Source organism: Pedobacter sp. R-06 (assembly GCF_049913135.1).
Lineage (GTDB): Bacteria > Bacteroidota > Bacteroidia > Sphingobacteriales > Sphingobacteriaceae > Pedobacter.
Window position 1 is genome coordinate 6,334,452 of the sequence record NZ_CP183977.1, and the last position, 22,454, is coordinate 6,356,905.

19 protein-coding genes are annotated in these 22,454 nt (G+C 38.8%); 9 read left to right on the forward strand and 10 right to left on the reverse strand.

Annotated features, from left to right (window positions below; all coding sequences use genetic code 11):
* Positions 1-30: 30 nt before the first annotated feature.
* A complete protein-coding gene (locus ACN9MR_RS25895; RefSeq protein ID WP_426327320.1) occupies positions 31-1,302 on the reverse strand; it encodes a glycosyltransferase family 4 protein in 1,272 nt (423 codons plus the stop codon).
* Positions 1,303-1,384: 82 nt separating this feature from the next.
* On the opposite strand from ACN9MR_RS25895, the gene ACN9MR_RS25900 reads away from it, so the two are divergent.
* The 3 genes from ACN9MR_RS25900 to ACN9MR_RS25910 all read left to right on the forward strand — a co-directional run bounded on the left by ACN9MR_RS25900 (position 1,385) and on the right by ACN9MR_RS25910 (position 7,013).
* Positions 1,385-4,570, forward strand: a complete 3,186-nt coding sequence (locus ACN9MR_RS25900) for a S41 family peptidase (RefSeq protein ID WP_426327321.1) — start codon at positions 1,385-1,387, stop codon at positions 4,568-4,570.
* Between the two features lie 160 nt (positions 4,571-4,730).
* Positions 4,731-5,480 carry a methyltransferase domain-containing protein gene (locus ACN9MR_RS25905; RefSeq protein ID WP_426327322.1) on the forward strand — a complete coding sequence of 250 codons (750 nt, stop codon included), beginning with the start codon at positions 4,731-4,733 and terminating at the stop codon, positions 5,478-5,480.
* 6 nt (positions 5,481-5,486) lie between these two features.
* The gene (locus ACN9MR_RS25910) at positions 5,487-7,013 is read left to right on the forward strand and encodes a rhomboid family intramembrane serine protease (RefSeq protein ID WP_426327323.1); all 1,527 of its coding nucleotides are present in this window, start codon (positions 5,487-5,489) and stop codon (positions 7,011-7,013) included.
* A 2-nt stretch (positions 7,014-7,015) separates the two neighbouring features.
* On the opposite strand, the gene ACN9MR_RS25915 is transcribed toward ACN9MR_RS25910, so the two are convergent.
* Complete coding sequence (locus ACN9MR_RS25915; RefSeq protein ID WP_426327324.1) at positions 7,016-8,467, reverse strand: alpha-L-fucosidase; 1,452 nt, start codon at positions 8,465-8,467, stop codon at positions 7,016-7,018.
* Positions 8,468-8,631: 164 nt separating this feature from the next.
* Here ACN9MR_RS25915 and ACN9MR_RS25920 point away from each other — a divergent pair, with 164 nt between their 5' ends.
* Both ACN9MR_RS25920 and ACN9MR_RS25925 read left to right on the forward strand, forming a co-directional pair.
* Entirely contained in the window at positions 8,632-9,309 is a 678-nt protein-coding gene (locus tag ACN9MR_RS25920) for a hypothetical protein (RefSeq protein ID WP_426327325.1), read from the forward strand.
* A gap of 57 nt (positions 9,310-9,366) precedes the next feature.
* Positions 9,367-9,774, forward strand: a complete 408-nt coding sequence (locus ACN9MR_RS25925; protein ID WP_426327326.1) for a hypothetical protein — start codon at positions 9,367-9,369, stop codon at positions 9,772-9,774.
* Between the two features lie 51 nt (positions 9,775-9,825).
* Here the strand turns inward: ACN9MR_RS25925 and ACN9MR_RS25930 are convergent, their stop codons facing one another.
* The 7 genes from ACN9MR_RS25930 to fumC form a co-directional block, all read right to left on the reverse strand.
* A complete protein-coding gene (locus ACN9MR_RS25930; protein WP_426327327.1) occupies positions 9,826-10,593 on the reverse strand; it encodes a ThuA domain-containing protein in 768 nt (255 codons plus the stop codon).
* A gap of 40 nt (positions 10,594-10,633) precedes the next feature.
* Positions 10,634-11,068 (reverse strand): low molecular weight protein-tyrosine-phosphatase, encoded by a 435-nt coding sequence (locus ACN9MR_RS25935; protein WP_426327328.1) that lies wholly within the window; start codon positions 11,066-11,068, stop codon positions 10,634-10,636.
* A gap of 2 nt (positions 11,069-11,070) precedes the next feature.
* A complete protein-coding gene (locus ACN9MR_RS25940) occupies positions 11,071-11,511 on the reverse strand; it encodes a hypothetical protein (protein ID WP_426327329.1) in 441 nt (146 codons plus the stop codon).
* 118 nt (positions 11,512-11,629) lie between these two features.
* On the reverse strand, positions 11,630-12,436 hold the full coding sequence (locus tag ACN9MR_RS25945; protein ID WP_426327330.1) for a S1/P1 nuclease: 807 nt from the start codon (positions 12,434-12,436) through the stop codon (positions 11,630-11,632).
* Position 12,437: 1 nt separating this feature from the next.
* On the reverse strand, positions 12,438-12,953 hold the full coding sequence (locus ACN9MR_RS25950; protein ID WP_426327331.1) for a fumarate hydratase: 516 nt from the start codon (positions 12,951-12,953) through the stop codon (positions 12,438-12,440).
* 7 nt (positions 12,954-12,960) lie between these two features.
* Positions 12,961-13,311, reverse strand: coding sequence for a hypothetical protein (locus ACN9MR_RS25955; protein WP_426327332.1), 351 nt, complete (start codon positions 13,309-13,311; stop codon positions 12,961-12,963).
* A 196-nt stretch (positions 13,312-13,507) separates the two neighbouring features.
* Positions 13,508-14,905, reverse strand: a complete 1,398-nt coding sequence (gene fumC / locus ACN9MR_RS25960) for a class II fumarate hydratase (RefSeq protein ID WP_215130068.1) — start codon at positions 14,903-14,905, stop codon at positions 13,508-13,510.
* Between the two features lie 198 nt (positions 14,906-15,103).
* On the opposite strand from fumC, the gene rsgA reads away from it, so the two are divergent.
* The gene (rsgA, locus tag ACN9MR_RS25965) at positions 15,104-16,024 is read left to right on the forward strand and encodes a ribosome small subunit-dependent GTPase A (RefSeq protein ID WP_426327333.1); all 921 of its coding nucleotides are present in this window, start codon (positions 15,104-15,106) and stop codon (positions 16,022-16,024) included.
* 101 nt (positions 16,025-16,125) lie between these two features.
* Positions 16,126-17,079 carry a Smr/MutS family protein gene (locus ACN9MR_RS25970; protein ID WP_426327334.1) on the forward strand — a complete coding sequence of 318 codons (954 nt, stop codon included), beginning with the start codon at positions 16,126-16,128 and terminating at the stop codon, positions 17,077-17,079.
* A 403-nt stretch (positions 17,080-17,482) separates the two neighbouring features.
* Here the strand turns inward: ACN9MR_RS25970 and ACN9MR_RS25975 are convergent, their stop codons facing one another.
* On the reverse strand, positions 17,483-18,175 hold the full coding sequence (locus ACN9MR_RS25975) for a hypothetical protein (protein WP_426327335.1): 693 nt from the start codon (positions 18,173-18,175) through the stop codon (positions 17,483-17,485).
* A gap of 237 nt (positions 18,176-18,412) precedes the next feature.
* Between ACN9MR_RS25975 and ACN9MR_RS25980 the strand changes: the two genes are divergently transcribed.
* Together ACN9MR_RS25980 and ACN9MR_RS25985 are read left to right on the forward strand one after the other, a co-directional pair.
* A complete protein-coding gene (locus tag ACN9MR_RS25980) occupies positions 18,413-18,712 on the forward strand; it encodes a hypothetical protein (protein ID WP_426327336.1) in 300 nt (99 codons plus the stop codon).
* 139 nt (positions 18,713-18,851) lie between these two features.
* Positions 18,852-22,328 carry a preprotein translocase subunit SecA gene (locus ACN9MR_RS25985; RefSeq protein ID WP_426327337.1) on the forward strand — a complete coding sequence of 1,159 codons (3,477 nt, stop codon included), beginning with the start codon at positions 18,852-18,854 and terminating at the stop codon, positions 22,326-22,328.
* Positions 22,329-22,454 lie beyond the last annotated feature (126 nt).

The following is a 22,454-nucleotide window of genomic DNA, read 5'->3' on the forward strand; positions in this document are numbered from 1 at the left end:
CTTGATTTCTGTGTTTTTGTGGCGCTTAATTTATTTCGGTTGCAAATCAATCAAAGTTTCGTAAAGATGGATATGCTCCGCAGCGATTACTTCTTCCGAGAAATCGGTTAAAATACTCAATCTTGCCGCTTTTTGGATTTCTTCTTTATTAGGGCGATGGTACAGCCATTCAATGCCGTTTGCTAAATCTTCCGCATTTTGATATTTGGCAAGGTAACCGTTCTGCATGTGCTTTACCATATCCGGAATTCCGCCAGTGGTAAAAGCAATAACCGGTGTGGCACACGATAAACTCTCCATTACTGTATTGGGCAGGTTGTCCTCTAACGAAGGCGTAATAAAGGCATCAGCAGCAGAATAACATTTTGCTAAATGCTCGTCTTTATTAATGGTACCTAAAAAAGTGGTTTTGAAAGGAAATTCGGGCATTTCTGCATTTTCCTTGTTTCCAAAAATAACCAATTCAATATTTTCTTTTTGTATTCCACTTCTGCGTGAAAGGATTTCTAAAGCTTCGATTAAATAAGGCGTTCCTTTATGTTTGTCATTTTTTGAGGGCATAAATCCGCTCATCAACACAAACTTATCAGGATTGATCTTTAGGATTTTTTTCGCCTCTGATTTAACATAAGGTTTAAAAATTTTTGTTTCAATTGTATTCGGAATAACTGTCGCTTTCCTCGTGCCCAACAAGCTGCTGAACTTTACCGATGCTGCCATCCAATTGCTGGGTGCTACAATATGGAAATTTAATTCAGTGTAAGCTTTCTGTTTGCGTACCCAGGTTTTGTGCGAAATATCATTTTTTCCGCTGATTTTCAAGATCGGGCAATTACCGCATTGCTGGTGAAAATTTTCGCATCCATAACGTACATGGCACCCACCTGTAAAAGCATTACTATCATGAAATGTCCATACAATCGGTTTTTCCAGCTCATCAAGCTGAGCCAAAAACTTAGGGTTAAGGAAACCGTGGTTTACCCAATGTAAATGGATAATATCAGCATTTTTAACATCAGGATGGTTAATTACCGAACGGCCAAACCACTGCAGACTGAAAGGGGTTTTTACCGACTTACTGAGCCATTTGGCAAAATATCTTTCTGAAAGAATATTATAAATGGCTTTTGCCTTTTGAAAAGGCGATTTACTAAAGGTATCTATTTTTGGATTTTGACCAAATTTATAGTAAACCAATACTTTTGAATCGATTCCACTCGCCTTTAAGGCATCACTTAAGCGCAAACAGGCACGCCCTGCTCCGCCATTTCCATCATAGGTATTTAGGTGTACTACTTTCAAATCAATCAAAAATACATTTTATTGTTTACGAATATAAAATCTGTTGTGTATTTTCATGCATCAAAGCCAAACAAAATAAATCATGATCAAATCCCTGTTAAAATCGCTTGCGACACTAGCATTTTTACTGCCCATTCATTCATTTGCCCAGGGCCAAACCTACTTTGCTGCATACCCTGCTTTAACGCCCGATGCACAAACAATAGTATTCAGCTACGATGGTGATATTTGGAAAGTACCAGTAAAAGGAGGTGTGGCTTCGAGGGTTACGGCCATGCAGGGTGAGGAAATTAATCCGAAAATATCTCCTGATGGGAAATGGATGGCTTTTTCATCCAATCAGTTTGGTAATTATGATGTATACGTTATGCCTTTAACAGGTGGTGACATTAAACAATTAACTTTTAACGACGCTGCCGATGAAGTAGACAATTGGAGCTGGGATTCGAAAACCATTTATTTCACCTCAGGGCGGTACAATTCTTTTTCGAGTTATAAAGTAAGTGTAAATGGTGGTACTGCCGTTCGTTTATTCGACAATTATTTCAACACTACACACCATATTGCAGAATCGCCAAACGGTGAACTATTTTTTAACGATACCTGGGAGAGTTACCGATTTGCAAACCGTAAACACTACAAAGGGGCCTATAACCCAGATATCCAATCGTACAACCCAAAATCGAAAAGTTATAAACGTTATACCGATTATATCGGGAAAGATTTCTGGACCAGTGTTGACCAGAAAGGAAATGTGTTTTTTGCATCAGACGAAGGAAATGATGAATATAACCTATATACTTTCATTAGCGGAAAGAAAACAGGTTTAACCAATTTCGATACCTCTATTAAGCGGCCTTTCGTTTCGGCCAACGGAACTACAGTTGTGTTTGAGAAAGATTACCAGTTATACACTTACGATGTTGCTTCTAAAAAAACAGAAAAAATCAATATCAGTACTTCACGTAACCAGGTGTTGAGTAAAGAGCAGGAGTATGATGTGCGTGGAAATATCTCAGCATTCGATGTTTCTACCGATGGCAAAAAGATGGCTTTTATTTCTCGCGGTGAGGTATTTGTAAGCGATGCAGACGGAAAATTTATCCGTAAGATTACCAACAGTGGCGAACGTGCTTTAGAATGCAAATGGCTCGCCGATAACAAAACAATTCTATTCAGTCAAACGGCAAACGGATATCAGAACTGGTTTACCATTACCGGTGATGGTAAAGGATCGGTAAAACAGCTTACAAAGGATAAAGCAAATGTTCGCGATATTACTTTGAACAAAACCAAAACCATGGCGGTGTACCTGAGCGGTAGAAATGAGCTCAAGCTGATGGATCTTAAAACTTTTGATGCCAAAACGTTGGTAACCGACGAGTTTTGGGCCATACAAAGTGCAGCACCAAGCTTTTCGCCAAATGATGAATATGTGCTTTTCACGGTGTACCGGAATTTCGAGCAGGATATCATGGTACACAACATTAAAAGCAATAAAACCATCAATTTAACCAATACAGGTGTTACCGAAACAGGTCCTGCATGGTCGCCAGATGGGAAATATATTTTCTTTACCAGTGCCCGCACCAAGCCATCTTACCCAACGGGAATGCAGAATGCACACATTTACCGCATGGCGTTGAACAATTACGATGAGCCTTATCGCTCTGATAAGTTCGACGATCTGTTTAAAGAAAGCAAGCCTGCACCAACAGATGTAAAACCAGCGGTACCTGGTAAAAAAGCAAAAGCAGATACAGCTAGAAAGAAGACTGAGGTAAAACCTACGCCCAAACCAGCAAATGTAATTACCATTAATACACAGGATATTTTAGACCGCATAGAACTGGTTGGCCCTGCATTTGGCGGCCAATTTGGAACAGATGCTTTTGCCAAAGGCGATAAAACTTATGTTTTTTATTCATCTAACCACGAAGGTGGTGCTCCAGGCCTTTATCGTACCACTATTGAGCCTTTTGAAGCGAATAAAACAGAAAAAGTTGCCGATGGGGGTGATTACTCGATTGTATCGGCTGGTGATAAATTTTTCGTTTTATCAAGAGGTGTAATTAATAAATATACCTTGGAAGGGAACAAGCTTGACCGCATAGACCACAGTTATAAATTTACCAGAAACCTGAATGCCGAGTTTAACCAGATGTTTTACGAAACCTGGGTAGGTTTGGATGAGAATTTTTATGACGAAAAATTTCATGGTGTAGACTGGGATAAAATGAGAACACGTTATGCCGCTTATCTGCCCTATGTGAACAACCGCAGCGACCTCAGGATTTTATTGAATGATATGCTGGGCGAACTAAATTCTTCGCACATGGGCTTTAACAGCACGGGGGCGGAGGAACGCAAAAACTTAGTCTACATTACCAACGAAACGGGAATCATCTTCAATAATGAAAACCCTTTAAAAGTTGAACGCATTGCCGCTAAAAGTAATGCAGCCCGCACCGGAACCAATATTTTGGCAGGAGATATTTTAACAGAAGTGAACGGTGTTAAGGTGGATGAAAAAATAGACCGCGATTATTATTTTAGTAAACCATCATTAGACAGAGAAATCACTTTGACCTTTAAGCGTAACGGAAAAGATGTTTTTGTAAACGTACATCCAGAAAGCTCAGGTACTTTGCGTGGAAACCTTTACGATGAGTGGATCACTCAAAACCATAAAAATGTTGATAAATGGAGCAACAACAGGATTGCTTATTCTTACATGAAAAATATGGGAGGCGGCGAACTCGAAACCTTCCTTTTGGATATGGTTGCGCAAGAAGAAAATAAGGAAGCCATTATTCTCGATCTACGTTACAATACTGGAGGGAACGTACATGATGATGTGTTGAAATTTCTTTCTCAGCGCCCTTATTTACAATGGAAATACCGCGGCGGTAAAATGGCGCCACAAAGTAATTTTGGCCCGGCAGCAAAGCCAATTGTATTGCTTATTAACGAACAATCTTTAAGTGATGCTGAAATGACGGCCGCAGGGTTTAAACAATTAAAATTGGGTAAGATTATTGGAACAGAAACCTACCGTTGGATTATTTTTACTTCGGCTAAAGGTTTGGTTGATGGTTCTTCTTATCGTTTACCATCGTGGGGCTGTTATACCATGGATGGCAAAAACATCGAAAAGGAAGGCGTTAAGCCAGATATTTTTGTGAAAAATACTTTCGAAGACCGCCTGGCAGATAAAGATCCTCAACTCGAAAAAGCAGTGGCTGAGATTTTGAAGGACCTTAAATAGGGTTAATCGGAAGAAGGGTTAACCGGTTAAGTGTTTAAATCGGTTAATTGTATATAACATGTTGCTGTCTACGATTAACCAATTTCACAGTTTAAACAGTTAACCACTTTAACAATTAACCAAATTTTTCCGTTTCTTTGGGCTTGGAATTATTTAAAACATGGCAAATTTATTAACCGACAGGGCTTTTTGGGTAAATTATTGGGAAAGTAAAAAAGGACTAGCGGTTCAGTTACCTTCAAACTATTTATTTCATCAGCAACTGGCCAATGTTATTCAGCGGGATAATGTTAAAACAGCTATCGAATTGGGTGGTTTTCCGGGTTATTATGCTGTGTTCCTGAAAAAATATTTTCAGCTGAATGTTACCCTTCTTGATTATTTTGTTCATCCACCAGTTGTAAATGAGCTTTTAGAAAAGAATGGATTAACCGAAAAAGATATCCATATCATTGAAACCGATCTATTTAATTATACCCCCGAAAAACAGTACGATCTGGTATTAAGCTGCGGTTTAATCGAACACTTTAACGATACCGCTGATATTATTAACCGCCATATCGCTTTTGTAAAACCAGGTGGCACTTTATTTATCACGCTGCCAAATTTTAAGGCGGTTAACGGCTGGTTCCAAAAGAATTTTGATAGGGAAAACTACGATAAGCACAATATCGATAGCATGAACCCAGCGTTGTTGAGATCAATCTGCGAGCAGGCCGGACTTAAAGAAGTAAAATCAGGTTATTTTGGTCGTTTTAGTGTATGGCTAGAAAATGAAAGCCAGAAATCGGCAGGCGTTCGCCTATTTAAGAAAGTAGTTTGGCTGACCGGAAAAGTATTTACAAAGATTATCCCATTCGAAAGCAAAAATCTATCACCTTATATTATCTTAGTAGCGAAAAAAATATAACGCGCTATGTCAATCAGTTGGGGGTACTCGCCTAAAATTGAAAAATATATTCCTTTGGCCGATTTTCCGGCAGATAAATATTTAATTGTTGCCAGGCAGGCCATTGAAAATCTCGGTTGGAGCCTTAGCCATGTGTCTGAAAGTGGATTAATTGCTTATACACCAATATCTTTCCAATCCTATAGTGAAGAAATATCTATCCGTATCCATGGAAATTTCGCAGTGGTAAAGAGTGAGTGTGTAGGGATTCAAATGTTATTTAATGATTATGGCAAGAACGATTTAAACCTCGAAAAGTTTTTTCACGAATTTGAATATGTAGAGTTCCACCTAAAGGATGTTTGGGAGGAAAATTTGTATAAATTCCACCAGCTTATAGCAACGCAGGATGATCGTTATTTTGAAAAGGCTCCTTTGGCAACAAAAAATAAGATCAAAAATGTGCTTTTTCTGTTTTTTCCTCAAAAAGGTTATACTGTAACGCCAATTCTGATACTCGTAAATATCTTTTATTATATAGCGCTTGTTCTTTTCTCAATAGTGTACCTAAGGTATCAATTTGTAAGAAATGGGAGCAGTTATGATCCCGATTTTATAGAAGCACTCAAAAGGATTGCATTAAACTTTGGCGTTAACCAGCGAAATCTTGTGCTGGGCGGCGAATACTGGCGTTTAATTACCTATCAGTTTATTCACGGATCTAAATCGCACTTGTTTTTTAACATGTATGCCCTGGTTTATCTGGGTTTAATGATCGAAAATAAACTGGGCTGGAAAAAATACCTCTTTATTTATTTGGTGAGCGGCATTTGTGGTGGCTTGGTGAGTTTGATTTTTCATCAGGAAGGAGTGATGATGGGCGCCTCAGGAGCAATTATGGGCTTGTATGGCGCTTTTATTGCTTTATTGATTACTAATTCTTTTGAACGTAAAGCAACGAAAGCATTATTAATGAGTACCATGATTGTCTCCGTACTGGTACTCATAAATGGTGCATTTGGCAAAAGGGTAGATAATGCAGCGCACATTGGTGGTTTTGTTTCGGGCTTTATTTTTACCTATTTGCTTAACTATAAATGGGATGAAAGTTTCGAAATTAAAAGCTGGGCAAGATATGCAGTTTCAGTACTTTTATTTCTGATGTTTTTTAGCGGAGTGCTTCACTTTAGCCCAAAGTACGGAACTGAAGAGTACCGCAAATTAAGGGAAACTTTTAACGGTAATATGGGCTCGCTTAACAGCATTATGAATTTAAAGATTTCCTTACCAAAAGATGTTAAGCTTACCTCTATAAAGCAGGATGGCATTATACCGATGGAAAGGAATCTTGTTGTAATTAAACAAATGCAGGCCTTAAATTTAAAGCCTGAAGATGCTAAAGAACGAGAGGAAAAAATAAAACTGAGTAAAGCATCCCATCGTGCCGTAATGCTGATGTACAGAGATATTAAGGCCGATAGCACTTATCGCTATAGCAAACAGACTTCTAATGCATTGGCGCAAGTTTTCGAAATCCTTTACAAATCAGATTAAGTTTAAACTGCTTTTTTATACAGCCCAATTTCACTTAAAGTAATACAAACCGGCGATTTGGTAATGTTGATTTTTACTTTATTACCCGTAACTGGGTTGTCCAGTTTAATTAAACGTTTTGCCCCAATGCTAGTGCCATCGTAAACTTTTTTCCAAGCATTGTTTTCAAATACCTCAATGGTGTAAGCCTCTATTCGCTGACCCAAGGGAATATACTCTTGTAGGCTAATGATATCAAAGGTTTTAGCTGTTTTTAAATCTACTTCTAAACTTGCCTGATGAATATCATCCCGCGTGGCCCAGTAACTTTCCCTTTTGCCATCAAGCAGGGTAGTAACATCATATTTTTTACCACGGGTATTGCTCGCTTTAATCGATGCATTTTTGGCCAGGTTATTCCCGAAAGTATGTTTAACCATGTTGCCAAAAGTTTTCAGTGCAGCAACGTCATCCTCGTGAAGTTGTCCACGGGTATCGGGTGCTAAACCAAGATCAAAGCCTGCGCCACGGCCAACACTTTTTAAATATAGATCGAACAATGTTTCTGGGGTTTTAGGTTTTTCGTTGGCATGGTAAAACCATCCTTTTCTTAAAGGAACATCGCATTCTGCTGGCATCCAGAATTTACCGTTTCGTATTCCTTCGGGGCTTTGCGGATAATTTGCCTGACCGGGAACGGCTTCATTTTTTCCGTCAGGTGCCATTGGTGTAAAAGTAGCCCAAGAGGTTGGCGCTGCATGACCGTCTTCATTGCCTACCCAGCGAATATCCAAACCGATATCGCTAAAAATATTGGCCATGGGCTGCATTTTACGGGTAATGGCCCAGGTATTTTTCCAATCGTAATAGGTAGTGTTATCTATCGAACGTTTTTCTTTTGCACCACCATAATAGCCATCACCACCGTTTGCACCATCGTGCCAGCTCATAAAAAGTTCGCCAAAATTGCTGTAAAGTTCTTTCAGCTGGGCCTGGTAAATGGCCAGATATTTATCGGTACCATAAAGCGCATTGTTCCTGTCCCATGGCGAGCAGTATACTCCAAACTTTAAACCGTTTTTACGTACAGCCTGCTCCACTTCTTTAACTAAATTTCCTTTACCTGCTCTAAATGGGCTTTTGCTGATGTTGTAATCAGTAGTTTTGGTTGGCCATAGGGCGAAACCATCGTGGTGTTTCGCAACTAAGATAATGCCTTTTAGTCCCCCGGCCTTAGCTGCTTTAATAATTTGATCGGCGTTGAAATCTGTTGGGTTAAATGTTTTTGGGGCAGCATCGCCAAAGCCCCATTCTTTGTTTTCGAATGTAGTTGGGGTAAAATGGATTAGGCCGTAAACTTCAATATCATGCCAGGCCAGTTGCCTTTTTGATGGTAGTGCACCGTAAGGTTTAGGCGGTGTTTGGGCGTAAATTGTTGTTGTTAAGAATAGAAAAAGAATTAATATGGGCTTCATCATCATTATAACTTAGGTCTACCTAAAGTACAAAAAAATACCTGCTGAAGGAAAAGAGTTAATCAATATTTAACCTGTTGAAAATGTAAACACGAAATTATTTTTACATCTTGATCGTTACATGGATTCATCAAACATTTAATTTCAGTTTACGTTAATTAATTATGAGTGCTTTTACCGAGAATCCTCCAGATGGAGGTACAATATATACCGAAACGAACCTTAATCAGCTTTTTCCTGAGCCATTTAATACAATAACAAGTTGCTTTTTTTTAGCTATTGCAGTGTATTGGACAATAAAAATTTGGGGAAATTTTAAACAGCATACCTTTTTAACCATAGCTCTGGTTTTACTTTATATAGGCGGAATTGGAGGCACCACTTATCACGGATTAAGGCGTTGGCCGATTTTTATTATGATGGACTGGATGCCGATTATGCTATTATGCCTTTCGGCCGGGGTTTACTTTCTTTCCAAGTTAACCAAGTGGTATTTTGCCGTTTTAATTGTAGCCGTTTATGCTTTCTTTCAGTTTTACGTGCGACGGCTCTTTACCAATGGCGATTTTCAGATCTTCATCAACATCAATTATGCATTTATGGCTGCACTGGTTTTATTTCCGGTATTTGGGTACCTGATTAAAACGGAATGGAAAAATGGTAAATGGGTTGGTTTTGCCCTAATTGCTTTCATATTTGCGCTAACTTTCCGTATTGCCGATAAATGGGACGTGTTTACAATTGGTACTCACTTTTTATGGCACACTTTTGGGGCCGTAGCTTCTTTCTGTATGCTGAATTATATTTATTTGGTTAATCTGAAAAAAGCCAGATCTTCATAAATATTTATTCCTAAAAGGTGTAAATTGTTTATCTTAGTTAAATATATAACTATTGAAATGAAAAAAATATTGATTTTATCTGCCTTGGTATTGGGCCTGAACTTTGTGTCTCATGCACAAAGTCTTTTAAGTAAAGTTGGATCCGCTGCTGCAGCAAGTACGGGTTTCGATGCGGCAAGTTTAACCTCTGGCATTATTGGTAAACTTACTCCTGCCTTAAGTTTAACCCCGACTCAAAAACCAACTGTAACTACAATTGTGAAAGATTTTTTGGTGCAGAAGGCAACTATTATGGCTACTCAAAAAACAGATCCAGCTGCTTATCAAAGCAAATTTGGTAAATTGTTTTCTGGATTGAAATCGAAACTGGGGACCGCTTTAACGGTTGCGCAATTGGCCAAGTTTACTTCTTTAAAACCTGCTGCACCAAGTGCAAGCAATGTACTTTCTCAGTTGTTTTATTAGATAGGAAAGATTGAGCCCGCTGCTAATTGTTCAGCAGGCTCAACCTTGATCTTATAATTTTGAATGGGCCTTACTGTAGTCCAGTTTCTTTTGTCCGCCTATGGCATATTCAATGCCTCCCCATAAATGGTTCTGGAATTTATCTTCTGTCCAGCCTTCTTTGGTATGGCCCATACAGGTGTAAAAAGCCCTTCCGCCATCAAAATTGTGGTACCAGCTAAAAGGATGGAAATCGCCATTTTTACCGCCAGTATACGATTTCTCATCTAGGGTAATCAGCACTTTAATATCTGGATTGATATCCTTAAAGTTATATAACTCATCTTTTCTCATCCAAACTGAATCGGTAAAGAATTTGGTTGAAGGATGTTTTTTGTCTTTAATGATAAATTTAGCTTCCTGTACGGCCGGGTGACTGATGAAATAAGCGCCGGCCAATTTGCCGTACCATGGCCAATCATATTCAGTATCGGTTGCGGCATGGATGCCCACATAACCTCCACCTGCCTGGATATATCTTTCGAAGGCTACTTGTTGTTTGTTGTCTAAAACATCGCCTGTTGTATTTAGAAAAATAACAGCGGCATATTTTTTAAGGTTATCTTCTGTAAACAGATCGGCATTTTCTGTGGTATCTACATCAAAGTGATGCTCGGTGCCTAATTTTTGGATAACTTCTTTTCCGGTTTCAATAGAGTTGTGCCTAAAGCCTTTGGTTTTGGAAAAAACTAAAACTTTTGCCGATTTCTTAGCAATGGTATAGCTTTGGAATAAAAAAACGGATACAATTAATAAACATAGGTACAGATACTTTTTCATTTTTGTTGACTTGGTTAGTAATGGATATTGAGCTTTAAATTTAAGAAAGTTGTTTGATAATTTCTACACATCTTTCTTCAACCTGCCTGCAAACTGGGTTAAATAGGGTATTATCCCAATATGGGTCTGTAACTTCGCCGTTATCAAGAAAAAGTTTAACCTTTTTTCGCTCTTCTTCGCTTTTAGCAAGGTTTTTAACATCCGCTAAATTATTCCGGTCCATAACCAAAATAAGGTCGTATTCAGCAAACATGGAGTGGTTAAATTGTTGTGCCCGCTGTTTGCTGATGTCGTAACCTAGCGCTTTCGCTGCCGAAATACTCCTGTGGTCCGGGGCTTTGCCAATATGCCAATTGCCCGTTCCTGCTGAAGCAATTTCCCAGTTTAAGTTTTGTTTATCTGCCAGTTGGCGCATAATGCCTTCGGCCAATGGCGAACGGCAGATGTTACCAAGGCAAACCATTAAAATTTTCAATATTATTTAGATTTTGCTGTAAATATATAAGTAACGGTGTAGGTTTTTCCTTCCTTCTCGAAAGTATATTTTTGAATAATATTTGCGCCGTTTAAATTTACAGTTTCTGTATTGCCGAAACCAGCGTTTAGCGTGATTTCATTTCCATTTTTTGTCCATTTGGCATTTTGAAAGGAAATCATGTCGCATAATGGGCCTGTAGAGGTGAAAGCATATGATCCGTTTGATGAAAAACTTAATGCATAATTGTTGTTTAAACAAGAACTAGGTCCTGAAAGCGTCATGAAATTGCTGCTCGATTTTCCATCTACCGTTAAAACAGGACTAACAGTTGCCGACTGCAAGGGCCATTTGTAACTCGTAATATCGTCAATTGCAACAGTTTCTTTCTTTTTACAAGCAAATGCTATGCATAGGGCTAAGATAAGTAGTAATTTTTTCATCGGTTTATAATTGGTTTTGGTTTATACCTGATAAACGAAACTGATGTTTGATATGCTACAACGGAAAAAAAAATGCCCCAAGCTTTTAGCGTTGGGGCATCGAAGACTATCTGAAATATTATCCGTAGATATCGTTTAACATTTTCGCCAATCGAACACCACCTTTTAATAGCTGTTCGTTAAGGGTATCAACCCAGTCAAAATTATAGCGATAGCTTAATTTAGTATCTGGTTTAGTGTTTTCGTAAATTTTATTGCATATGCCGTACGATTCGTAAATACAATCTTTTAGGCCTGTGTTTTGCCAGTTATACAGCTGAATTGCCGAAGGATGATTGATTGCTTTCGCATATTCTGTATAGCTTAACTGCTGATACTCGATAAGCTGTTCATCCCAAACCCTGTGGACATTCGATTTTTCATTGAACCATAATACGGAAATGCGATTACCACCCAAATCATCTTTACGGGCAACATGCATAGGCTGACATAAATCGCCCGCCAAGTGTACCAACATGCGTAAAGCCAATTTCTTTTCGGCTGGGGTACTGCTTGCTTTCTTTAATACAGCAATTAGATCAGGTATTTTGTTGTAAAGGTTAGGCGATTTTTCAGTTTCTAAAAAGTTGTAAACGCCATCCTTGTTCAGTCCTGCCGGAAGATTAACAAAATGCCAGTTATACATGTAATTGTAGGTAGAGTCTGATTTGATAAAATCGCCCCAGTTGGCACTCATGGCCAAAGTTTCGTAACCTAAAATGCCCTGAATAGCCTTGCGTGTTTTAGCTTTTAAGTAACTATCGGCAATTTCGCCAACTACCCGATGACCAATAGTACCCCAGGCATTTGCCTGAATTGGTAAATAGGCTAAAAAACCAAAAACTAGCGCAATGGTTAATTTCTTTTTAATTGATGTTAAAATCATTTTATAATTCTTTTTGTATGCAGGTAATTTTTTCTTTGAGGATTAATTTGATTTCGCGTTGGTCGCTTAAACTTTCTAACAATAATGTATCTGCAGATTTCTTTTTGATCAGGAAGTTCTTGTCATATCGGCCAATGCGGTAACATCCCGATATTTTCTGTTTATAGTTAGCGTGTGTAAAGGTGGCGCCAACAAATAGGGTGTCGCCTTTAACTATATAAACACCTTTGGCATATTCTTTCCAAATGCCATTGTTGTAGCAGGAATCTTCATAAAAATTTACTTTGCTGTGGGTAACCATATCAATATAAACAGAATCGCAGGTAAATTTGAAATGGTGCTGTGTGTAGTTGCTCAGTTTATTGCTAAAAGCGATGGAATCTTCATTCCAAACGCCTTGCATAAAATCTTCACCTTTGCCCTGTATATTTGGCCGCGGACTACAAGCTACATGTAAGATAGATAATGTAAAAAGGATGATGTAGAAAATTTTTAAACCTGGGTGCAGCTTGTTCATTGTATTATTAATCGATGCTTTTAGGAAACTGATCGTAAATGACCTTATTCTTTTTAACAGTATTGTAAACCAGGATTAAAAAGCCGGCTGCGAAACAAAGACTAGCTATAAAGCTAATGATGCCAATTAAGGTATAATACTTAGAAACATCAGTATAAGCCAAATGTCTATCTCCTAATAAAAAAGGCATTAAAACACTATAAAATAAGGTTGTCAGTAAAGCGATTCCTGAACCAATGGTCATTAAAATCGCCTCAACAGCAGGTTTTTTTGATAAAAAATAACAGCAGGTGCCAAATATGATAACTGGCGAAATGATAGATATCAAGTTGACTAATGTAGAGAGTATTGAATTCATTTTGCCTATGTTTTAATTAACCGTATTGATTTAGAACTGTAATTGTTGAAGCTAGCAAAGAGGTTGTAGCATAAAATACTTTCACTTGGATTTGTCACGTTGAGCCTGTCGAAACGCTTTATTATAAATTTATAGCGGGTCCTTCGACAGGCTCAGGATGACAAAGTTTATATTTTATAACATCTTTGAAAATTAATTATTTCAAACTGCCAACCATATCTTCAGGGCGAACCCATTCATCAAACTGTTCGTTGGTTAACAAGCCCAGCTCTACAGCTGCAGCTTTTAACGTTTTATTTTCTTTGTGTGCTTTCTTTGCAATTTTAGCTGCGTTTTCGTAACCCACATGTGGATTTAAAGCCGTAACCAGCATTAAAGAATTTTGCAAATGTTTCTCAATTTCTGGCAAGTTAGCGGTAATTCCTTCTGCACATTTATCGGTGAAAGAAACACAGGCATCGCCAATTAAGCGGGCCGACTGTAATACATTAGCTGCAATAAGCGGTTTAAATACATTAAGTTCGAAATGGCCGCTCATCCCGCCTACTGAAACGGCAACATCGTTACCGATTACTTGTGCACAAACCATAGTTAAAGCTTCTGGTTGCGTAGGGTTAACTTTACCAGGCATAATTGAAGAGCCAGGCTCGTTATCGGGGATTACGATTTCGCCAATACCGCAACGTGGGCCAGAACTTAACATTCTTACATCGTTTGCTACTTTCATTAAGGCAACCGCAGTACGTTTTAAAGCACCAGAAAGTTCTACCATTGCATCATGAGCTGCCAGGGCTTCAAATTTATTTGGAGCCGTAACAAATGGTAAACCGGTTAAATCAGCAATTTTTTTAGCCACTAAAACATCGTATCCTTTTGGTGTATTTAAGCCAGTACCAACGGCGGTACCGCCTAAAGCCAGTTCGGCAACCATAACCAAGGCGTTTTTGATCGCTCTGATGCTGTTATCAATCTGTTGTACATAACCCGAAAATTCCTGTCCTAAGGTAAGTGGAGTAGCATCCATAAAGTGTGTACGCCCGGTTTTAACGATCGAACTGAATTCTTCTACTTTTTTGGCTAAAGTATTTCTTAATTTTTCTAATCCTGGAATGGTATTTTCTACCGTAAGTTTATAGGCTGCAATGTGCATTGCAGTTGGGTAAGTATCGTTTGATGACTGTGATTTATTCACATCATCATTAGGGTGAAGTACTTTTTTATCGTCAGCTAATGAACCGCCGTTAATTACGTGAGCACGGTTTGCAATCACTTCGTTACCATTCATGTTGCTTTGCGTACCCGAACCGGTTTGCCAGATTACCAAAGGGAATTGATCATCTAACTGTCCTGCAATTATTTCGTCACAAGCTTTAGCAATTAAATCGGCTTTTTCTGCTGATAATACACCCAGTTCGGTATTGGCAAGTGCAGCTGCTTTTTTCAGGTATCCAAAAGCATGGATAATTTCTTTTGGCATCGAACCTTCTGGTCCGATTTTGAAGTTATTGCGTGAGCGTTCGGTTTGTGCACCCCAGTATTTGTCGGCTGGTACCTGCACCTCGCCCATGGTATCGTGTTCTATTCTGAAACTCATTATATTTTTTGATTTTTGTTGTCGCAAATTTAGGTTTTTTGCCTTTTAAAGCGTTGGATTTATGTAAGATATTTAATGGATAACAAAATATATGGCAGAAATGCCCGCATTTTTTTATTATTCATCCTTAATGTCCAAATTTTTATCCTGGCCGGCCGCTTCTACCAATGAAATCATATTCATACCTTTACCGCAAATATGCAGGGATTAGTTATTAAATCTACAGGGAGCTGGTATAGTGTTTTGGCCGATAATGGCGAACGCTATGATTGCCGGATTGTAGGAAAATTCAGGATTAAAGGACTTAAAACCACCAACCCGATTGCGGTTGGCGACATGGTGAAATTTGATCTGGAACGGGATAGCAACCAGGGTTTGATACACGAAATGCTGCCACGTAAAAACTACATCATCCGCAAATCGATCAACCTAAGTAAGCAGGCGCAGATATTGGCTGCAAATTTGGATATGGCCATGCTGGTGGTTACGCTAGCTTCGCCCCGTACATCTTTAGGTTTCATCGATCGTTTTCTGGTTACGGCCGAGGCTTACGATGTACCTGCGGTTTTAGTGTTTAATAAACTCGATCTGTTTAGTAAAGAGGGTTTAGAAATTCTTCAGGAGTTTAAAGATATATACGAGAATATCGGCTATGCCTGCTACGAAGTTTCGGCTTTAAAAGGCATTAATATTCCGGTTATTCAGGAATTGATTACCGATAAAATTACACTGATATCTGGTCACTCGGGTGTAGGGAAATCGAGTTTGATTAATGCATTATTGCCCGATCGTGATTTAAGAACGGGTGAGGTTTCGGACTGGAGCGATAAAGGACAGCATACCACTACTTTTGCCGAAATGTTCGAGCTGCCACAGGGCGGTTTTATTGTCGATTCTCCCGGAATTAGAGAACTCGGCGTTATTGATATCGAAAAAGAAGAACTAGGTCATTTTTTTAGAGAAATATTTAAAACCTCGCACAATTGCCGTTTTAACAACTGCAGGCACATTAATGAACCTGGCTGTGCTGTTTTAGCCGCGGTTAACGAGGGCGAAATTGCCGTTTCGAGGTATGAAAGTTATCTGAGCATTTATCACGGAAACGATACAAGGCATTAATAGAGTCGGAAGTCCGGAGTCCGAAGATATGATGTTTGATAGCGCATTTCTTGATTGCACCAATGAAATAGATTAAAAACCTTTGCTTAAAAAATAAAAAGATGAAGTTTAAACTGGGAGATTTTGTGCGTTTTGTTGATGAAAAACGTGAAGGTTATGTAACTAAAATTATCGATAGCCAAACTTTGGGTGTTACCGATGAAGATGGTTTCGAGATACCTGTTGCGGTAAGTAATTTAACTTCTGTGCATGGTCATGGTGTGGTAGACGAAGAGCTGGATGCCCCAAAGCCCATCCAGGTAAATATCCCCGGTATTAACAAAATCGAAAACGGCATATATATAGCCGTTGCTACCGATGATAAGGCAGGTAATGTGGTGCATTTTCACCTGCAGAACCATTCTCCAAATATTTTATTGGTAAGCTTAACCACCGAACGGAAAGAGAAGTATGCAGGTGCTTTTCATGGTACAATCGAATCTTATGGTTCTACTTTAGTTTATTCTGCTTCATTGGCTGATCTTGATCTTTGGCCAGAATTTAATTTTCAGGTTTTGGTGTTCAGTAAAGCTGATGTGAAACCTATCGATCCTTTGGTAATCCGTAAGAAGTTTAGGGCAAAAGATTTTAGCACCGAACAAAAGGAATTACCTCAATTGAGAAATAAGGGCTGGTTAATCCGTTTGGATGATCTGGTTCCGGTAACCATCGATCCACAGAAATTAAAGGAAAGTTTTTTCAAATCAACTGAAGAGAAAAAAACGGTGGCAGCTCCTCAAAAAGAAATCGATCTGCATATAGAAAAACTGAGAGATGATCATCATTTTCTGGAAGCTGATGAAATGTTGCAGATACAGATCAATCATTTTCAAACTGCGATGGATGCTGCGGTTGTGCATCATTTCGATAAAATCGTTTTTATCCACGGTTCTGGAAATGGCACTTTGAGGGATAAAATTCATAAACTGATCAGTAAAAATCCACATGTAAAAACATACATGGATGCCAGAAAAGAAAAGTTTGGCTATGGTGCTACAGAAGTGGTTTTCAAATAAAATGTCATCCTGAGCCTGTCGAAGGATAATCAGGTAATTTATCTTATTTAATCATTTGGGCGTTCCCTCTCCATGATGAAGAATCAGGAAGAGGTCGAGCTTTGCAGGGCTACGCTTCGCCGCGGTACCGATGAAGACCTGTGAAACAAGCAAGCATACCGTAACTAAATAAAAGCAGATGCTTAATCGGTACCGAACCCTTACAATCCCTAACGCAAAACCCAGCGTCAATAAAATATTATTGGTGTAAGATGTTACCATCTTACGCTGAATCAAAATCTTTTTAGATATGTACTAAGTCAGATGGTAACATCTGACTTGACGACGGATTTTCAGCCTAAGCCTATCGAAAAACTCTGCGACAATCTTCTAAATCTGCGGGGAAAATAGAGCGGTGGGGGCATTAAAATCCAAACGCTAAAACCACCACAATTGCATTATTACTCAATGCTTTCAGTTCTACCTGTTCAATACCCCAGAGCGCTAAACCGTCTCTTGTGTGCATCAAGCGACCTTCAATTTCAAAAGCCCCATCAATAATAAAAGCATAGAACTGATGGTTTGGACTTTGCATTTTATAAACGGCTTCTTCGCGGCCAGCAAAAATACCTGCACTTAATTTAAAAGGCAATTTCGGGTTAGCAATAATTTCGAGCAGTTGGTTCTGGTCTTTTTCGAAATCGAAGTTGAAAAGCATTTCGCTCGCCCTCATTAAAAACATATCGGTTTTAATCCCAAACTGCATGTAATTAATCATGTCATTTTGATAGGGATTGCTGATTTCTAATACTTCGCCCTTACCCACGTTCAATACCTGTACTTGCCCGGTTTTTACCGCAAATTCTTTTCCATTGGCAACAATATCTATCCCACCTTTAATGGGTATAAATATCTGGAGCGAATCTTCCTTGCATAGAAAAAACGTAACCTTTCCGCCAACAATCAATTCATCATTACATAAAAATAAGTTGGCAAAAGGTGTCCTGTGTTCACTGTAATATTTCTCGAAATTAAAGGTGCTGTATCTTCTTAGTGCCGAAGTTTCTGTTAACTCCCGCTCATCAGCTAAAAATATTTTTCCAGATATGCGCTCCATCGTTAATTGGTGTTTTTTCTCCACATGGCATAAAATTAAAAAAGACGCTAAGAAATCCTAACGTCTTTATGAAATAAAACGATTATTAGGAGCATATTGAACTTTTACATTTAACTCAAATGCAAGCTCGAATCCTGTTAAAAAGCAAAAGCGAAAAAATCCGGGAAATTGAGGTACGCTTTTTGCAATGATGTAATTTCTTTTTATAAAAGATTAAAACTAGCTTTGCCGCTATTAATGAAACACCTGGTTACCATATCGCTTGTATTTTTTAGCTTAACACATTTGGCAAAAGCCGAACGCGTTGAAGGGTTAAGGATATTGAACGAATATTGTAATGAGCATAATATCAGTGTTAATGCAAGTGGTAAAGCTTCGATTCAACTTAATGAAGACCGTAACCCTTATCTGTTATCGTATACCAAGCTGGCTTTAATCGGCACCCAAGCCCCGTTAAAAGTTGCAAAATATGTGAGCGTAAATCAGGTAATTGCTGATTTAACAATCAGAAAAAAACCGAAGAATAACAGCCCCTAGCTTTCTTTTCTTAAAAGATCTTTTACAAGATTTTGTCCCCCATTCATCGCAATAACTGCCAAACTGACTTAAGAAAGACAATGGCTTGGTTGTTGTAACACACGATTTTTTAATAATAAATACGATTTAAAATATTATAATGTTAGGATTTTTAGCGAAGGTTTTCGGAAGTAAATCAGAAAGAGATATAAAGGCTATCCAGCCATTGGTTGTTAAAATTAATGAACACTACAGTAAACTGTCTGCACTTAGCAACGATGAGTTACGTGGTAAAACAATGGAATTTAAAGATAAGATCTCAGCCTTTTTAAAAGAGATTGATGAGAAAATTTCAGCACTAAAAGCTGATGCAGAGAGCGAAGATTTAGATCTTCACCAAAAAACAGCTATTTATGATCAGGTTGATGCCTTAGGCAAAGAGCGTGATACAGAATTGGAGAAAGTACTTTTGGAAATCCTTCCGGAAGCTTTTGCTGTGGTTAAAGAAACTTCTCGCCGTTTAAGCGAAAACGATTATTTAGAGGTTACCGCAACCCAGTTTGATAGAGACTACGCCGCCAGAAAAAACAATGTTAAAATTGTTGGCGATAAAGCGCAATGGGCGAACAGGTGGGATGCAGCCGGAACCGAAGTGGTTTGGAATATGGTGCATTATGATGTGCAGCTAATTGGCGGTATTGTTCTGCATAGCGGTAAAATTGCCGAGATGGCTACAGGTGAGGGTAAAACCCTTGTAAGTACACTGCCCGCTTATTTAAATGCATTAGCTGGTCAAGGCGTTCACATTGTTACCGTGAATGATTATCTGGCCCGTCGTGATAGTGAATGGAATGGTCCATTATTCGAATTCCATGGTTTAAGTGTTGATTGTATCGACAAACATGAGCCAAATTCAGAAGAAAGAAGAAAAGCTTACGCCGCAGATATTACTTACGGAACCAATAACGAGTTCGGTTTTGATTACCTGCGTGACAATATGTCGCAGACACCGGATCAATTGGTGCAACGCAAGCTGCATTTTGCAATGGTAGATGAGGTCGATTCAGTTTTGATTGATGATGCCCGTACGCCTTTGATTATTTCTGGTCCGATTCCACGCGGCGACGAACATGAGTTTTATGAATTAAAACCACGTATCGAACGTTTGGTTAATGCACAGAAAGCTTATGTAACGCAAGCATTAAACGAAGCGAAAAAATTAATCAATGCAGGCAACAGCGGAACCGAAGAGGGTGAAGGTGGTTTGGCCTTATTGCGTGCATACCGTGGTCTGCCAAAAAACAAAGCTTTAATTAAGTTTTTAAGTGAAAGCGGTGTTCGTGGCTTGCTGTTGAAAACAGAAAACCATTACATGGCAGATCAATCTAAGAATATGCCTAAGGTAGATTCTGAACTGTATTTCTATATCGATGAGAAAAACAACCAGGTTGAATTAACTGAAAAGGGTATTGAACTGATTACCCAATCGGGTGAAGATCCGAATTTCTTCGTGCTGCCTGATGTTGGTACTGAAGTGGCAGACTTAGAGAAGTCTGATCTGCCTTTAGAAGAAAAGGTTATTCAGAAAGACGCTTTAATGCGCGATTATTCTGTTAAAGCAGAACGTATCCACTCGGTCAACCAATTGTTAAAAGCTTATACTTTATTTGAGATTGATGTGGAATACATCATCGATGAAGGAAAAATCAAAATCGTTGATGAGCAAACAGGCCGTATTATGGATGGCCGTCGTTACTCAGATGGTTTACACCAGGCAATTGAGGCTAAAGAGAATGTAAAAGTTGAGGATGCTACTCAAACATATGCAACTGTAACCTTGCAAAACTATTTCCGTATGTACCACAAACTTTGCGGTATGACGGGTACAGCAACAACAGAAGCTGGCGAGTTTTGGTCGATCTATAAATTAGATGTGGTAGAAATTCCAACCAACAGAAATATTTCCAGGATTGATGAACAGGATTATGTTTACCGTACCGTTCGTGAGAAATATAATGCCGTTGCTGCAGAGATACAATACCTTGTTTTCCCGTATTCTCATTACGAAACTGAATATGAAACAGACAAAGAAGGTAATGTGAAACAGAAAGATGGTAAACCTGTTATCAAATACGATCAAACAGGCAGACCAGTACCTAAATTAGATGCCAAAGGTGGTTTAATCCCTGCGGTTAATCCTGAAACTGGCCAGTTGGAGCCAAAAGCTGGTCGCCCGGTATTGGTGGGTACCACATCCGTAGAGATTTCAGAGTTATTAAGCCGTATGCTTAAACTGCGCGGAATTAAACACAATGTATTAAACGCCAAAATGCACCAGAAAGAGGCCGATATTGTTGCCGAAGCTGGTCAGGCCGGAACGGTAACCATTGCAACCAACATGGCTGGTCGTGGTACCGATATTAAATTGGGTGCAGGTGTTAAAGAAGCTGGTGGTTTAGCGATTGTAGGTACCGAGCGTCACGAGTCCCGCCGTGTAGATAGACAGTTACGTGGTCGTGCTGGTCGTCAGGGTGATCCAGGTTCATCTCAGTTCTTCGTTTCATTAGAAGATAACTTAATGCGTTTATTTGGTTCAGAGCGTATTTCAGGTATCATGGTACGTATGGGTATCGAAGATGGCGAAGTGATCCAACATTCTATGATTACCAAATCTATCGAACGTGCACAAAAGAAAGTAGAAGAAAACAACTTTGGTATCCGTAAGCGCTTGCTGGAGTACGATGATGTGATGAACTCACAACGTACTGTAATTTACGCTAAACGTAAAAATGCTTTATTTGGCGAGCGTTTAGATGTAGATATGAACAATATGGTTTTCGATGTTGCTGAAGATATCGTTAGCGAATATAAACAAGAAGGAAATTACGATGGCTTCAAACTGGAAGTAATCAAAAATTTCTCTTTAGATACAGCTATTACCGAAAAAGAATTTACTTCGACCAACATCCCTCAATTAACTGAAAGGTTATTCGAAGAAGCTGAAGCATTTTACGCACGTAAATCGGAAGCTATTATCCAGCAATCATTACCGGTTCTAACCCAGGTATATCAGGAACGCGGCGAGCACATCGAACAGATTGTGGTTCCGTTTACGGATGGTATCCGTGGTATTCAGGTAGCGGTTGATTTGAAGAAAGCAATTGATAACAAAGGAAAAGAAGTAGTTCGTTCATTCGAAAAAACTATTGTTTTAGCTTTGATCGATGATAGCTGGAAAGAGCATCTACGTGAAATGGACGATTTGAAACAATCGGTGCAAAATGCAGTTTACGAACAAAAAGATCCATTGGTAATTTATAAAATGGAAGCTTTCAACCTATTTAAAAACATGCTTAATGCAGTAAATAAAGAAGTAGTAAGTTTCTTGTATAAAGGCGGTATACCGGTTCAGCAAGAACCAGATCAGGTTAGAGAAGCACCAGCCCCGGTAAAACAACCGAAGTTGCAAACTACTAAACAAGAATTTGGAAGAGAAGAACCAGGCATCGAGTTTGGCGATACACGTGAGCCCGTTCCACAACAGCCAATCCGTAAGGAAGCAACCGTTGGCAGAAACGAACCTTGCCCATGCGGTAGTGGTAAAAAATTCAAAAATTGCCACGGCGCTAATTTATAATCAAGGTATATAATACTTTACCAAGCCTCAACATTTGTTGAGGCTTTTTTTATAACTAAATTTTTAATTCTCAAATTAACACTTATATTTAGGAACGATCAATTTGAAATTGGTAGGCAATTTCTT

Excerpts from the sequence above, each read along its gene's own strand:
- ACN9MR_RS25900 (WP_426327321.1), top strand. The coding sequence starts at position 1,385 with ATGATCAAATCCCTGTTAAAATCGCTTGCGACACTAGCATTTTTACTG.
- ACN9MR_RS25905 (WP_426327322.1), top strand. The coding sequence starts at position 4,731 with ATGGCAAATTTATTAACCGACAGGGCTTTTTGGGTAAATTATTGGGAA.
- ACN9MR_RS25910 (WP_426327323.1), top strand. The coding sequence starts at position 5,487 with ATGTCAATCAGTTGGGGGTACTCGCCTAAAATTGAAAAATATATTCCT.
- ACN9MR_RS25915 (WP_426327324.1), bottom strand. The coding sequence starts at position 8,467 with ATGAAGCCCATATTAATTCTTTTTCTATTCTTAACAACAACAATTTAC.
- ACN9MR_RS25920 (WP_426327325.1), top strand. The coding sequence starts at position 8,632 with ATGAGTGCTTTTACCGAGAATCCTCCAGATGGAGGTACAATATATACC.
- ACN9MR_RS25925 (WP_426327326.1), top strand. The coding sequence starts at position 9,367 with ATGAAAAAAATATTGATTTTATCTGCCTTGGTATTGGGCCTGAACTTT.
- ACN9MR_RS25930 (WP_426327327.1), bottom strand. The coding sequence starts at position 10,593 with ATGAAAAAGTATCTGTACCTATGTTTATTAATTGTATCCGTTTTTTTA.
- ACN9MR_RS25940 (WP_426327329.1), bottom strand. The coding sequence starts at position 11,511 with ATGAAAAAATTACTACTTATCTTAGCCCTATGCATAGCATTTGCTTGT.
- ACN9MR_RS25945 (WP_426327330.1), bottom strand. The coding sequence starts at position 12,436 with ATGATTTTAACATCAATTAAAAAGAAATTAACCATTGCGCTAGTTTTT.
- ACN9MR_RS25950 (WP_426327331.1), bottom strand. The coding sequence starts at position 12,953 with ATGAACAAGCTGCACCCAGGTTTAAAAATTTTCTACATCATCCTTTTT.
- ACN9MR_RS25955 (WP_426327332.1), bottom strand. The coding sequence starts at position 13,311 with ATGAATTCAATACTCTCTACATTAGTCAACTTGATATCTATCATTTCG.
- fumC (WP_215130068.1), bottom strand. The coding sequence starts at position 14,905 with ATGAGTTTCAGAATAGAACACGATACCATGGGCGAGGTGCAGGTACCA.
- rsgA (WP_426327333.1), top strand. The coding sequence starts at position 15,104 with ATGCAGGGATTAGTTATTAAATCTACAGGGAGCTGGTATAGTGTTTTG.
- ACN9MR_RS25970 (WP_426327334.1), top strand. The coding sequence starts at position 16,126 with ATGAAGTTTAAACTGGGAGATTTTGTGCGTTTTGTTGATGAAAAACGT.
- ACN9MR_RS25975 (WP_426327335.1), bottom strand. The coding sequence starts at position 18,175 with ATGGAGCGCATATCTGGAAAAATATTTTTAGCTGATGAGCGGGAGTTA.
- ACN9MR_RS25980 (WP_426327336.1), top strand. The coding sequence starts at position 18,413 with ATGAAACACCTGGTTACCATATCGCTTGTATTTTTTAGCTTAACACAT.
- ACN9MR_RS25985 (WP_426327337.1), top strand. The coding sequence starts at position 18,852 with ATGTTAGGATTTTTAGCGAAGGTTTTCGGAAGTAAATCAGAAAGAGAT.